General features: G+C 60.6%; 10 protein-coding genes. 3 read left to right on the forward strand and 7 right to left on the reverse strand.

Features of this window, described 5'->3' with window-relative positions:
• Nucleotides 1-18: 18 nt before the first annotated feature.
• Nucleotides 19-291 carry an HU family DNA-binding protein gene (locus H4I92_RS07390; RefSeq protein ID WP_077529998.1) on the reverse strand — a complete coding sequence of 91 codons (273 nt, stop codon included), beginning with the start codon at nt 289-291 and terminating at the stop codon, nt 19-21.
• A 250-nt stretch (nt 292-541) separates the two neighbouring features.
• Here H4I92_RS07390 and H4I92_RS07395 point away from each other — a divergent pair, with 250 nt between their 5' ends.
• From H4I92_RS07395 to H4I92_RS07405, 3 genes are read left to right on the forward strand one after another with little or no spacing between them, the layout of a single operon-like run.
• The gene (locus tag H4I92_RS07395; protein WP_077529999.1) at nt 542-1,600 is read left to right on the forward strand and encodes a hypothetical protein; all 1,059 of its coding nucleotides are present in this window, start codon (nt 542-544) and stop codon (nt 1,598-1,600) included.
• A 20-nt stretch (nt 1,601-1,620) separates the two neighbouring features.
• Nucleotides 1,621-2,643, forward strand: a complete 1,023-nt coding sequence (locus H4I92_RS07400; RefSeq protein ID WP_077530000.1) for a putative solute-binding protein — start codon at nt 1,621-1,623, stop codon at nt 2,641-2,643.
• A gap of 26 nt (nt 2,644-2,669) precedes the next feature.
• Nucleotides 2,670-4,733, forward strand: a complete 2,064-nt coding sequence (locus tag H4I92_RS07405) for a TRAP transporter large permease subunit (protein ID WP_077530001.1) — start codon at nt 2,670-2,672, stop codon at nt 4,731-4,733.
• A gap of 108 nt (nt 4,734-4,841) precedes the next feature.
• On the opposite strand, the gene H4I92_RS07410 is transcribed toward H4I92_RS07405, so the two are convergent.
• The 6 genes from H4I92_RS07410 to H4I92_RS07435 form a co-directional block, all read right to left on the reverse strand.
• The gene (locus H4I92_RS07410) at nt 4,842-6,791 is read right to left on the reverse strand and encodes a methyl-accepting chemotaxis protein (protein WP_077530002.1); all 1,950 of its coding nucleotides are present in this window, start codon (nt 6,789-6,791) and stop codon (nt 4,842-4,844) included.
• A 330-nt stretch (nt 6,792-7,121) separates the two neighbouring features.
• Nucleotides 7,122-8,660, reverse strand: coding sequence for a phosphoenolpyruvate carboxykinase (locus H4I92_RS07415; RefSeq protein ID WP_077530003.1), 1,539 nt, complete (start codon nt 8,658-8,660; stop codon nt 7,122-7,124).
• Nucleotides 8,661-8,972: 312 nt separating this feature from the next.
• Nucleotides 8,973-9,224 carry a DUF3325 domain-containing protein gene (locus H4I92_RS07420; RefSeq protein ID WP_179105648.1) on the reverse strand — a complete coding sequence of 84 codons (252 nt, stop codon included), beginning with the start codon at nt 9,222-9,224 and terminating at the stop codon, nt 8,973-8,975.
• A gap of 8 nt (nt 9,225-9,232) precedes the next feature.
• On the reverse strand, nt 9,233-10,897 hold the full coding sequence (locus H4I92_RS07425; RefSeq protein ID WP_218668169.1) for a PepSY-associated TM helix domain-containing protein: 1,665 nt from the start codon (nt 10,895-10,897) through the stop codon (nt 9,233-9,235).
• Entirely contained in the window at nt 10,894-11,172 is a 279-nt protein-coding gene (locus H4I92_RS07430) for a hypothetical protein (protein ID WP_077530006.1), read from the reverse strand. Before H4I92_RS07430 ends, H4I92_RS07425 begins: the two co-directional genes overlap by 4 nt.
• Before the next feature lie 67 nt (nt 11,173-11,239).
• Entirely contained in the window at nt 11,240-13,258 is a 2,019-nt protein-coding gene (locus H4I92_RS07435) for a TonB-dependent siderophore receptor (protein ID WP_179105649.1), read from the reverse strand.
• Between the last annotated feature and the right edge of the window lie 65 nt (nt 13,259-13,323).

The raw sequence follows: 13,323 nt of genomic DNA on the forward strand, positions 1-13,323 counted from the left end.
GACCCCGGGGTCCGGATCTTACTTGATGGCCTCGCGCAGAGGCTTGCCCGCCTTGAAGCCCACCGACTTGCTCGCCGGAATCTGGATGGAGGCGCCCGTCTGCGGGTTGCGCCCGGTGCGTGCGCTGCGCTCACGCACGTTGAAGCTGCCGAAGCCCGGCAGAGTCACGCCTTCGTTCTTCGCCAGTGCCGCACTGATCTGATCCGTGAAGGCATTCAGGACTTCCTGGGCCTTACTCTTTGAGAGGCCCGTTTCCTCGGCAACGGCTGCTGCCAGTTCCGGTTTGCGCATAGCTGGTTCTCCTTTTGATGGTCGCGGTCGACACCGTTCAGATATAGCCCACCAGACTCCGCTGTCAAACCCTGTAATGAAATTGCTTCCTCCGCCAGGCAGCCGCATACCGGGCTTTGTGGTACTGATCTCACAAATTGGGCGAAGGGTTGCGCATAATGCCGCCCTGGATTTGACAGGCTTTGACGGCGCGGCGAGGATTCGCTGCACACAACTGAACAACAACCACAAGAAAGGTTGAGGACCAACCATGACCGCAATCCTCTCCTCCGTGGCCCGGCCACGGTTCTGGGGGCGGGCCATTATGCTGCTGGCACTGATGGCCATGCTCGGCGGCTGCTCCATGATCCGCCATCACATGTACGCCACCAGCGGCAGCGTGATGCAGGGCCTGGCCAAGGAGCACACCACCCCCTACGTGCTGCAGCAGTCCGATATCGGCATGTCCTGCGCCATGAGCGAGTCCAACACACCCCTGATGATGTCGTTCGGGCGGGTGACGGACGAACCCAACCAGCTCGGCATCATGATGCACCTTTCCGCCGCCGGTTGTGCCGAGAGCCGGGCGCGTGAGCTTGATCTCGAGTACGAACAGCACATGCGCAACCGGCGGACCGATGCCGCGCGCGATGCCCGTTTTGCCGCCCAGCGCCAGTATCGGATCGCCGCCGAGCGCTTCCACGCCGCCTGGAAACGCATGAACGCCTACTACGGTGACGTTGGCAATGGCGAATGTCCCACCGGCTGGCTCGAAACGGAGACCGACCAGTTCATGTACCTGGCCGGGCTGGTTTCCGGGCTCCAGGCCATGAGTACCCAGGTGAAAGCCGGCGAGCAGATCGGCGTGCCCAACAATATCGGCTCCCGTGTGGCTCGTGGAACCGAATGCCTGGACAACGAGCGCTGGTGGGGCACACCCCATGCCATGCAGGCTGCGGTCTGGGCGATGCTTCCTTCCGCAGCGCCCGAGGATGTCCAGCCCTTCAAGCGCCTGGAAGCGGCCAGCCGCATGGGTGAAAAGGCCGGGGTGCGGCTTGCCCACGTCTTCCACGCCGTGGCCGCCCTGAACGCGGATGACGAGGCAATGGTGCGTGATGTGATCCGCCGCCATGCCCGCGCCATCGAGAACAAGCCCGCCGCCAAGGACTGGGTCATGCTCGATGAGACCGCCACGCAGCACATTCGTGCCATCTCGGACCGGATGTGGACGCGGGCCACCGGCCATCGGACCCCCACCGGCCGGCTGGGCGAGTTCTGGGATGACCCGGAACCCGAATCCGAAACCATTGACCTGAATGAACTGATGTAACGGGCGCCGGAGGAATGGCTATGAAGACCCTGAAACGCACACTGATGAGTGCGCTGGCCGCCCTGACCCTTGGAGTCGCCGTCAACGCCACGGCCCAGGAAGAGGAGGTGATCAAGCGCAGCTTCTGCGTGTTCGATCCCGTGGGGGCTAACGGCCCGCTGTTCGAGCTGATGCAGTCCGCCCGTCCCATGGCGCTGGAGCGCGGCGTGGAGCTGGATATGCGCGCCTACACCAGTGAGAAGATCGCCGCCGAGGAATTCCGCAACGGCCAGTGCGATTCCGTGCTGCTGACCGGCACCATGGCCCGGGACTTCAACCGCTTCACCGGCTCGCTGGAGGCCATGGGCGCCATTCCCGGCGAGGAGGAGATGCGCATGCTGATGCAGGTGCTCAGCCAGGACAACGCCCGCCAGTATCTCCAGACCGAAAAGTACGAAGTGGTGGGCGTGCTGCCGGCGGGCGCGGTCTACCTGTTCCTGGATGACCGTTCCATCGACACCGTCGAGGACCTCCAGGGCAAGCGCATCGCCACTCTGGATCACGACAAGGCCTCCATCACCATGGTCCGGCACGTGGGGGCCTCGGTGGTCGGCTCCAGTACCTCGAACTTCTCCGGGCGCTTCAATAACGGCAGTGTGGATGCCGCCTACGCCCCGGCCGTGGCCTATGAACCGCTGGAGCTCTACAAGGGCCTGGGCGAGAACGGGGCCATCCTCGACTACACCCTGGCGCAGATGAACTTCCAGATCATCGTACGGCGCGACCGCTTCCCTGAGGAATACGTGAACCAGGTGCGCGACTATGCCTTCAGCCGTGTGGACCAGGCCTACGGGATCATCGAGGACGCCGAGTCCAAGGTGAAGGAAAAGTACTGGATGCGCCCGACCGAGCAGGAACGCCAGGAGTACAACGCCATGCTGCGCGAGGTGCGCCAGCAGCTGCGCGCGGAAGGCGAGTTCGACGAGACGGCCCTGAAGCTGATGCGCGGCATCCGCTGCCGGGTGGATCCCTCGCGGGCCGAATGCGCCCGTTCTGAGGGCTGAAGCCACCAACTGACCAGGGTTGTTGTATGGGTCTGCCACGCCGTACCGGCACCGAATGGCTCTCTTCGCTGCCGGCCTGCCTGATTCTGCTGCTGTTCGTGTTCCTCGCCACGACCACGGACTTCCATAACAAGGCGCTCCAGCTCGGGGAACACTTCTGGTCCGGCTACTACCAGCTTCGGGAGGACCCGGAGCGCCCGGACTGCAACCCCATGGTGGACATCGAGTCCGAAGTGGACCGGGTGGCGGAACGCAAGATGGACGACGAGATCGCGGGCCTGCTCGGGGAATCCGAGGTGGACCGTGAGGCCATACGCCGTTCCGTGATCGCTGCCCAGCGCGCCTGCGAAGCCAGCCATCTCCAGTACCAGGCGACAAAGGAGCGGATCACCACCCCGGTGCGCGTCTACCGGAGCATGGAGCAGGGCCTGGCGGAGCTGACGGCAGTCGGGCTCAACTGGCAGCGCCCGCTGCTGATCCTGCTGGTGACCATCTGCGCGGCCACGGCCACCCTGGGGCGGCACCAGATCGCCATCCGGGGCATCGAGACCCGTACGGACTACCGGGTCTCCTACAGCGCCCAGACCATCGCCAACATGATGCTGCTGGCCTCCAGCTGGATCTACCGCAACCACGTGCACCAGGCCATGGATGTGGTGCCGGCGGGCCGGGACATGCTGAACCTGCTCTGGGTGCTGTGTTTTGCCGTGCTGAGCGCTGTCAGCATTTACCGACTGCTGCGTGAGCCGGCGGACCTGCGCACCGGTGGGGGCATCCTGCAGGCTCTGGCCACCATTCCGCTGTATTCGGTGATGTGCTTTATCTCCGGGGCCTATTTCCTGAGCTTCGGCTATATGCAGGGCATTGGTGTGTACCTGGGCGCACTCATGGAGCACGCGGAGATCTTCGTGAACGTAGCGCTCTACGTCTGGGCGGGCATGATGCTCAAGCAGACCCGGGTGGCGACCCTGGTTTTCGACGTTTTGCGACCTCTGCGCATGCCGCCGGAACTGCTGGCGACCGTGGCCGTTGTGGTGGCCGCCATCCCGACCGCCTATACGGGGGCCTCCGGTATCTTCGTGATTGCCGCCGGCGCCGTGATCTATCACGAGCTGCGCGCCGCCGGTGCCCGGCGGCAGCTGGCGCTGGCGGCCACCGCCATGTCCGGCTCCATGGGCGTGGTGCTGCGACCCTGCCTGCTGGTGGTGGTTATTGCCATGCTCAACCGCGAGGTCACAACGGATGAACTCTTCAGCTGGGGGGCGATTGTCTTCGCGCTCTCGGCCGTGCTGTTCTTCCTGGTGACCATGCTGTTCAACCGCCAGAGCGAGATGAAGCTGGCGCCAATGGGTGAGGCCATCCCGGAGATGCTCCAGGCCCTGCGGCCGCTGATTCCCTATGCGCTGGTGGTGGCAGCGGTGGTCCTGGCCTACAGCTGGGGGCTGGGCGTGGGGCTGGACGAATTCTCCGCGCCGCGGATCCTTCCGGTGATGCTGATCAGTATCCTGGTGTTTGAGGCCATCCGCTTCCGGGGCCGTGAGCTGCCCCAAACCGCCGGTGGTGAGGCCCACAGCGGCTTCGAGCCCAGCCTGCGCCACGCCACGAGTGACACCACCATCGAGATCGGGGCACTGCTGCTGCTGTTCGGGCTCTCCATCAGCCTGGGCGGCGTAATCGAGCGCGCGGAACTCATGGAGCTGTTCCCGGAGAGCGTGGCGAGCCCCTGGCTGGCCATGGGCCTGATGGTGCTGTTGCTGGTGGGGCTGGGCATGATCATGGATGCCTTCGGCGCTGTCATCCTGGTGAGCGCCACCGTGGCCAGCTTCGCCTACCAGAGCGGCATCGACCCGGTACACTTCTGGATGGTGACGCTGGTGGCGTTCGAGCTGGGCTACCTGACGCCGCCCGTCTCCCTCAACCACCTCCTTACACGACAGGTAGTGGGCGACGAGGAGGTCCGCCTGGCGCGCACGGAGGCCAGCGGGGGCAGCTTCTATCAACGCCATGAGCGTATCGTGATGCCCATGGTGGTGATGGGCACGGCGCTGGTGCTGGTGGCCTTTGTGCCGCTTCTGGTGTACGCCCTCTGAAGATTTTGGAGCGGGATACCCCCTCGGTTGCGTTCCGTGCGTTTTTACTTCAATGCGCCACTAGAGTCACTCAAACTCTCAAGACTCACACACTGGAGAGCTCTTTTTTCATAACTTGAAAAAAGAGACGCTGTCCGAAAGTATCTGAGTGTTTCTCACCAACTGACTCGAGGCATCCTCTATATGGGACGCTGACTTCAACGACTCTGTGGCAATATTCGACACTGATTCGATATCGCTGGACATCTGTTCGGCTGTCGACGACATCTCATCAATGGCCGCCGCGTTCTGGGCTACATGCTCCTGCAAGCCCCGCATAGCGTCTACGATTCCCTCGAATGATGTAGCCGTATCCTTTGCAATCTCGTGGCCTTCCTGAGCGCTGGAGGTTACTCGGGTCATAGACCCCACTACATTCGAGACTCCTTCCTGCATGCCCCCGATAATGTCATTGATCTGCTTAGTTGATTCGGCACTTCTTACAGAAAGGTTTCTCACCTCATCGGCGACGACAGCAAAACCTCGTCCTGTTTCACCGGCTCTGGCCGCCTCAATGGCCGCATTCAGGGCCAACAGATTCGTCTGGTCGGCAATGTTGGAAATGATATCGACCACACCCTGAACCTCCTTGGCTTTTGCCTCCAGAGCATTGGCCTGCTCCGACGCTTCCGTCGCATGACTGAGTATCTCTTGTGTCGACCGGGCGGACTCCTGAACTTTCGATCCGCCTGACTGGGCCACCTCCAGGGTTTCTCCTGCTTTCTGCTCAACCGTATTTACGTTCTGGGCGATCTCGTTTGTTGTTTGCGACATCTGTGTGGACGCGGTGGCTATCATGGAAGCGCGCTCGGCTTGGTTTGACATTCCTTCTCGCAGTTGCTGAGAAGAAGTGCTCAGCTGATCCCCAATGGAGGCGACGCCCTGCGCACTTTCCTGGACCACTCCAACGGTTTCACGCAGCTTGCGGCTAACCGTTTGCATGGCACCTGCCACGCCCCGGTCTTCTCCGGTCGTTTCATCCAGATAACCCTTGGCCTGACGGTTCGCCAAGTCGTTCAGTTCAGCCGGATCACGACCCAACTGCTGCATCACCGTTCGCGTGATCCATATCCCCATGATCACTGCGACCAGTAAACCGGCAAGTGTCCCTGCCCCCGAAATACGGCCTGCTGCCCGCGCGTCGTTATAGATTGCCGTGGCATCTTCAGCGACTCGGGACTCAACCCGTTTGCCTAAGTCACTCATTTTGCCTATAAACTGTTGGTATGAAGCCACCATTTCTTCGTTGAGGGCCTGCCGTGCATCAGTTACCGCAGCAAGCTCATTCACGTTCTGCTTCATCCCCTGCAGGTTCGCCTGTAGTGTCTCCTGCTCTTGCGCGGACATCCCAAGCTTTCGTCCATCAATGCTGTCACGGAGCCTTTCAAGAGTCTCCGAACTTGATTTAAGCGCTTCCACATTGCCTTCCATCAGTGCGAAGCTGATCGTTTCGGCAACGTTTCCATACTCGGCAGTCAGGGCACCAACGCTGAGTTGGCGCGATAACAGGGTGGAAAGGGCCTGCTCATCAGCGTCATTAGCAAAATCCCCAATGCGGGCATCGGCCAGCAGGCCGTTGATGGTATCTTCCATTGCCTCGAAATTCTCAACAGCTTTCCGGGAATCCGAATTGAGTTTCACCAGACGCTTGAAAGTGCTGGCAAACTTCTCTTCGGCTTTGACCACCTCCCCGAAATCACCCAAAAGTTCGCTATGGTTCAATCTTTTGAACGATGACTGAATGTTATCCGCAACTTTCTGCCAGTCTTCCTGCACCTCCCGGAATCGTTCCCTGTAGTTTGGATCCTCCGAGTAGCGATACTGCTGCGACAGGAGATACAACGTTTCGATGGAGCTGGTTGCTCTGTCAAATTCCGCCAAAAGAGGTAATTCCTCCTGGGGCACTTGAGCCGCCTCATCGCGAACGATCGACATGATCCAGATGACCAATACGGCAACAATCGCATTGATCGCAATAACGACGGCGAAAGCCGACGCCATTTTTAATTTCAAGCTCATTCACAACTCCATCTTAAGCAACGTCATACTTTCTGAACGCAGTGGTCGTTACTTCGGCACTGGGTCCAGAAAGTGGTATTCTTTTATCGTCTAAAAATAAGGGTAAAAGTAGCCGAAAGGAATAATGATAAACCGAGATGTCTGGGGTCGCGCGTGCTTTTTGTAAAGATCAGTGATGGGGGCTGTTCTGTAGGGGGTATTGGGATTCAGGAAAGTCGGTTCGCAGGGGTGGCCAAGGATCCCAGTGAAAAGCTGAACCGGAACGACCCCGGCGTGATGACACGACCGGGGCCTTTTTCTGGACGCGCCCCGCAGGGCGCCTGAGCGGTGTTACTGCCGCAGTTTCGGGCCGGCATTGACGATCGAATCCGGCACGTCGAACTTGCTGAAGTTCTCCACGAACTGGCGGATCAGCTCCTGGGCCTTCTTATCGTACTCGGCCGGGTCGTCCCAGGTGTTGCGGGGGTTGAGCAGCTTGGTCTCAACGCCGGGCACCGAGGTTGGCACGTCCAGGTTCAGGTCTTCCAGGTGTTCGGTCTCGACGTCGTCCAGCTCCCCGTCCTGGATGCCGTTGATGATGGCCCGCGTGGTCGGGATCGAGAAGCGGGTGCCCACGCCGTAGGGGCCGCCGGTCCAGCCGGTGTTCACCAGGAAGACCTTGCTGTCGAACGCATCCATCCGCTTCATCAGCAGCTCGGCGTAGACGCCGGCCGGGCGTGGGAAGAAGGGGGCGCCGAAGCAGGTGGAGAAGGTCGACTTCAGACCCTCGCCGGAGCCCATCTCCGTGGAGCCCACCAGCGCGGTGTAACCACTCAGGAAGTGGTAGGCCGCAGACTCGCGCGAGAGGATGGACACGGGCGGCAGCACGCCAGTCATGTCGCAGGTCAGAAAGATGATGTGCTTGGGCTCGCCGGCACGGTTCTCCACCACCCGCTTCTCAACATGGTCCAGCGGGTAGGCGCAGCGACCGTTCTCTGTGAGGGAGGTGTCCGTGTAGTCCGGCTCGCGGGTCTCCTCATCCACCACCACGTTCTCGACCAGGGCGCCGAACTTGATGGCATCCCAGATGATGGGCTCGTTCTTGCGTGTCAGGTCGATGGTCTTGGCGTAGCAGCCGCCCTCGAGATTGAAGACGGTGTCCTCGCCCCAGCCGTGCTCGTCGTCGCCGATCAGGTAACGGCTCTGGTCCGCGGAGAGGGTGGTCTTGCCGGTACCGGAAAGACCGAAGAACAGGCAGACATCGCCGTCATCGCCCACGTTGGCGGAGCAGTGCATGGGCAGCACGTCATGGTCCGGCAGCAGGAAGTTCTGCACCGAGAACATGGCCTTCTTCATCTCGCCGGCGTAGTGCATGCCCGCGATCAGCACGCGCTTGCGCGCGAAGTTGATGATGACGGTGCCGTTGCTGTTGGTGCCATCGCGCTCGGGCACGCACTCGAAGTTCGCCGCGTTCAGGATCTCCCATTCCGGGTTATCGATGGGGTTGTACTGATCCGGGCGGATGAAGAGGTTGAGGCCGAACAGGTTCTGCCAGGCCGTCTCGGTGGTCATCTTCACCGGCAGGTAGTAGTTCGGGTCCGAGCCCACGTGCACGTGGGAGGTGAAGTGCTCGCGCTCACCCATGTACGTCTTCACGCGCTCCCAGAGCGCATCGAATCGGTCCGCGTCGAAGGGGTGATTGATCTTGCCCCAGTCGATCTGGTTAACGGTGCTGGGCTCTTCAACAATGAAGCGGTCCACCGGGGAGCGACCGGTGCGTTCGCCGGTGGTCACCACCAGTGAGCCATTGGAGGCGAGTTTGCCCTCATTCCTTTCCAGCGCCAGCTCAACAAGCCGGGCCGGGCACAGATCCGTGTAGGTTTTACTCACGATGACCTCACTTTCAGATGTTTCAAATCGGTTGCGGCGCGCGGCTGCCGGGATGAAAGGGCAGCGCGGCGGCCCGGGGTGCGGATGGTTGTTCGGGGCGCACCCCTCTAAGCGGTAGCATCCCGCCACGTTCGCGATGTGACGGGGTGCGGGAAAGCATTCCTGTCGTCTACAGGCGCGACAGTATGCCAGAACGTTTCGGTAATTACGACCATCGGGCGGGGCGTGGGGTGGCTTATGGGGGCGCACCATCGTTGCCGATACGGGACGAGGGAGTGAATCCACTGGTCCGGAAAATGCGCCTCGCATGACTCAACGATAGGCAAGCAACAGAACGTTGATCAGGCCCGCAACACTCAATATCCCCAGCCAGAGCAGTATGCCCAGGGCCCAGCCTGAATGGGCCACGCAGATCGTCAACGCCGCCCCCAGCCCGGACCAACCCAGGGCGCGAAACCAAAGGCTGGCCTTCCGGGGAACCGAGCGATGGAAAACCTGGCGATAGTGCCGGTTCATTGACAGTGACAGTGCGAGAAAGCCGGCGAACGCAATAGTGGAGGCCATTAACGGCATCATTTGGTTGACCTCACCAGGCCCTGTGATTTGAACCAATGCCGCGGTGTTCTTTGGTCGCTGGATTCGGGGAACCATTTGCGCATCAGACGCCAGGCAATAACCGCCCATAGCGCACCGATGACCAACATCGCCAGATCAAACCCGGCCATCACCAGGTCGCCCTGACTCAGAGAGACTCCGAGGTGGCGATCCGTGGTCAATGCATTCACCAACGGAAGCAATGCGAAGGCGGTGGCTGCCAGCGAAAGCGCTTCGATCCAGGCCCGGTTGGTTGGTCGAAACGTTCCATACAGCAACATCGTGGCCCATGTGATAAAGAGAATGTGTACTTCCCAGTCCGCACGGCCATCAATGCCAACCGGCAGCAACCGATTGGCCCAGAAATAGGCGGCAATCCCGATCGGTAGTCCGACGATGGTGCCCACGTTCAGTTTCTCAACCAGACGTAATCCCCGGTTCTCCGAGCCCGCTGCCGTTTCGGCGCGTTGGCGTCGCTTGACTGCCCACAGCAGCAGGCCGGTGGCGATCATGCCGGTCCCCAGCAACCCGGAAAAGAAATACAGCCCGCGCAATACCGGCCCTGCAAACAATCCTTCATGCAGGCCGATGAACAGATCCCGCGCCCCCCTGGCCGTTGAGGACGCAGACGGGACTGTATGCAATAGTTCCCCGTTGACGCCGTTGAACACCAGTCGCCCGGCATTGCTGGCTACCGACTGTTCGGTGTTTTCGCTCAGGATGATGCGGGCATTGCGATCCCCCGGGTGACGGATGTCAATGCTGCGGACCCGGCCGTCACCCCATTGGCGTTCTGCTCTGGCGATAAGGCCAGTGAGCGGCACCAGTGCAGCGGGTTCATTGGCGGCTTCAACCAGGCCGGGCGGCTCGAAGACATCCGCGATGAACTGGCTGCGGGCGTCACCGTCAATGCCGTAATGCGCTGCCACCACCAGCGGCATGTAGGAGAAGGCCATGAAAACCAGCCCCGAGTAGGTGATCATCAGATGAAACGGCAGGGCGAGCACGCTGAGCACATTGTGGGCGTCCAGCCAGGAGCGCTGACCTTTACCTGGCCGGAAGGTAAAGAAATCCTTGAAGATCTTCTTATGGATAATCACACCGCTGATCAACGCCACCAGCATGAACAGCGTTGCGAAACCCACGATGACATCCGACTGGGTCCTGGACAGGTAATGCAGCCGCCAGTGCATCTGATAAAGCAACTGGCCGCCGCCGGTGTCCCGTGCCTGGAAGGTCTCGCCGGTTTTACCATTCAGTTGCAGGCTGTCGCTGGCTGCACTGGCGCCGGCATCAACGGAGGCGCCCTGCCAGAAGACTTCTGGATAGGGTTGGTTGCGGCCGGTTGGCAGCCGCAGGAACCAGCGCTCTGCTTCGGGCGCCTCCTTTTCCAGCCGGGCCAACAAGACCCTGGCAGTGTCCGTGGCTTCCAGGTCCGTCTGTGCGCGGGGCAACTCCGGCTGCATCCAGCGGTCGATCTCGGTATCAAAGTACCCTGCGGTTCCAGTGAGGAACATCAGGAACAACAGCCAACCCAGGGTCAGCCCGGCCCAGGTATGCAGCCAGGCCATGGATTGTCGAAAACCGCCTTTGGGAGCGTCGTTATCCGCCGCTTTTCCCGGGCGAGGGATACGTTTACTCACAGACCATGTCCTCTCAGCATCAAGCCGGTGGTGGCCAGCACCAGGCTGGCCAGGATAAGACTCGCCCAGGCTCGCGCAGGCCGACGCATGGCAAACACCCAGATGATGGCACCGGCATAAACCGCAAAGCTGGCCATGGTGCCGGTCAGTGCCGCGGGCCCGCGTGAAGCAGGCAACGCACCACCGAGAAAGATGCCAGAAGCGGCGGCCAGGGCGTATCCGCCGATCAGCGCCGCACAGATCAGTGAAAAAAGGCGCCATCCAGACAATCCCATGGGTCAGTTTCCTGAAGTTGCGAATGTTGAGGGCAAGCCAACCGGTCGTGGTTGGCTCAGCCAGGCATTAAAAATCAATCTGTGCTCCCAGCTTGACTGTGCGCGGGGCTCCCTGGGCCAGTGAGCCGCTGCCGGATGACGTTAACCAGTAGGCTTCATCAGCGAGGTTCTCAACATTCAGGCGCAGCGTGACAGGAACCCCGCCCGGCTTTACGTCGTACCGCGCGCCGGCATCGACGAGCGTGTAGGCGTCAACCTCCCATTGGCCCTGCGGGTCCACGGGGCGTTCACCCACATACTGCGCGCCAGCGGTGAGCGTCAGCGGCATACCCGATACCCGGTATTCCCCGTAGAGCTTGAATTGCTCACTGGCGACACCCTGGATGCGCTCACCGTCACGGCTGGTGTCCCCGGTTTGTTCATTTTGGGCATCAAGCCACAAGGCGCTCGCCGAGAGCATCCACTGAGGGGTTAAGCGGGCTTTGGTCGATAGCTCCACGCCCTCGTAGTGGGCCTCCCCGTCCTGGGTAAAGACATTGTTGGAGTCTGTATAGGACAACCCCCTCCGTAACTGGAAAATCGCGGCATTCGCGGACCAGTCGTTCCGCTCGATCTTGATGCCCAGCTCCTGCTGTTCGCTGACAAGTGGGTCGAAAACCTCCCCGGCGTTTGCAGCCGTTTCCGGAGCGACTTCGCCCTGCTCGAACGCTTCGATATAACTGGCGTAAAGGGAAAGCCACTCAACGGGACGATGGATAACCGCCAGGCTTGGCGTAATCTCGGACTCGTCGTAATCGCCAAACTCGTCTTTCAGGTTTCCGTGGCGTGCACCAATGATCAGGTCCCAGTTCTGGCCCACTTTCAGGGTGTCGGACAGGAAGAGTTCCCGCCGTTTGACCCGGGAATACTCCTCAGTTTCAGCGGCGCTTTTAGGAAGGCGACCCAATGGTTCTGTGAATTCCTCAGGGTCGGACAGGTTGCCGGAACCCAGGTCGACAAACTGGTTCAGGGGGCCACTGTTTGATGACACGGTTTCGGTATGGGAGACCCCCGCCACCAGTTCATGGCGGATGAATCCGGTGTTTACCTTGCCAGAGAGCTTTAGCTGCGATTGTTCGCTTTCAAAGAGGTTGTTGTAGTTGTAAAGGTACGCCGAGTAGTCACCTTCAGCATTGGCGAAAATGCCGGGGAGGTGGAACAGGCGATAGTTGTCGGATTGCCGGTGGGCCAGTTGCAGGCTCCAGCGTTCCGAGATTTGCCAGTTAAGGTCGGTGCCCCAGGTTTCCTGGATCGACTCGTAGCTGGTCCACTCAGGTGCCAGACGCTTGTCTCCATCGATGGCATCGAGGGGGGCAGCGGGCGTAAAGTTACTGCTCTCTCCGTCGGCATTGGGTATTACCGACCATTGGCCGCCCTTGCGGTTGTGATTCGCTTTCAGGGCGTCCACCTGCCAAACGAGGTCCGGTGTTATGCGCCAGTCCAATGCGATGGACGCTGAGCGTCGTCGCGATTTGCCATCATTAATATAGGTATCGCCGGATTCATGGACGGCGTTGATCCGGTACCCGAACTGGTCATTGCCACCGAAGCGGCCACCCAGATCCCCGTGTACCAGCGGAAGTCCGCTGTCCATGAGCTGGAGGTTGAGGGTGCGTGTCGGTTGCTCCGTGGGGCGCTTCAGGTTGTAGTTGATGATGCCTCCCGGGGCCCCGAACCCGTAGAGGAAGCCGCCAGCCCCCTTGAGGATATCCACGCTCTCGATGTGCTCCAGGGGCAGGTCTTTTGCCCTGCTGCGAAAGTTCATGCCATCCAGTTTCTGGCCTGTTTCAGAATCCGGTGAGAGCCCTCGAATCGCAAGGGCATTGTTTTCCGTAACCAGATCTCCTGATGAAGGACTCACGGAAGCATCCAGTTTGGTCACATCGGAAATGGACCGGGCCTGCAGGTTGTCCATCAATTCCCTGGAATAGACATCAATACTGTAGGGCGTGTTCTGCAGGCTCTTGTCGCCCAGCACGCCGACTGGCGCGGCTTGTGCCCGGTAACCGGCTCCGGAGGAGCCAGGCACATCATCGCCGCTTATCATCAGTTCTGGCAGGGTGTAGTGTTTCCCTGTCCCTTCTTGTTCCCGTTCCTGGGCTTGAGCCAGGG

Source organism: Vreelandella halophila (assembly GCF_019903425.1).
GTDB classification, from domain to species: domain Bacteria; phylum Pseudomonadota; class Gammaproteobacteria; order Pseudomonadales; family Oleiphilaceae; genus Halospina; species Halospina halophila.

Excerpts from the sequence above, each read along its gene's own strand:
- H4I92_RS07390 (WP_077529998.1), bottom strand. The coding sequence starts at position 291 with ATGCGCAAACCGGAACTGGCAGCAGCCGTTGCCGAGGAAACGGGCCTC.
- H4I92_RS07395 (WP_077529999.1), top strand. The coding sequence starts at position 542 with ATGACCGCAATCCTCTCCTCCGTGGCCCGGCCACGGTTCTGGGGGCGG.
- H4I92_RS07400 (WP_077530000.1), top strand. The coding sequence starts at position 1,621 with ATGAAGACCCTGAAACGCACACTGATGAGTGCGCTGGCCGCCCTGACC.
- H4I92_RS07405 (WP_077530001.1), top strand. The coding sequence starts at position 2,670 with ATGGGTCTGCCACGCCGTACCGGCACCGAATGGCTCTCTTCGCTGCCG.
- H4I92_RS07410 (WP_077530002.1), bottom strand. The coding sequence starts at position 6,791 with ATGAGCTTGAAATTAAAAATGGCGTCGGCTTTCGCCGTCGTTATTGCG.
- H4I92_RS07420 (WP_179105648.1), bottom strand. The coding sequence starts at position 9,224 with ATGGCCTCCACTATTGCGTTCGCCGGCTTTCTCGCACTGTCACTGTCA.
- H4I92_RS07430 (WP_077530006.1), bottom strand. The coding sequence starts at position 11,172 with ATGGGATTGTCTGGATGGCGCCTTTTTTCACTGATCTGTGCGGCGCTG.
- H4I92_RS07435 (WP_179105649.1), bottom strand. The coding sequence starts at position 13,258 with ATGATAAGCGGCGATGATGTGCCTGGCTCCTCCGGAGCCGGTTACCGG.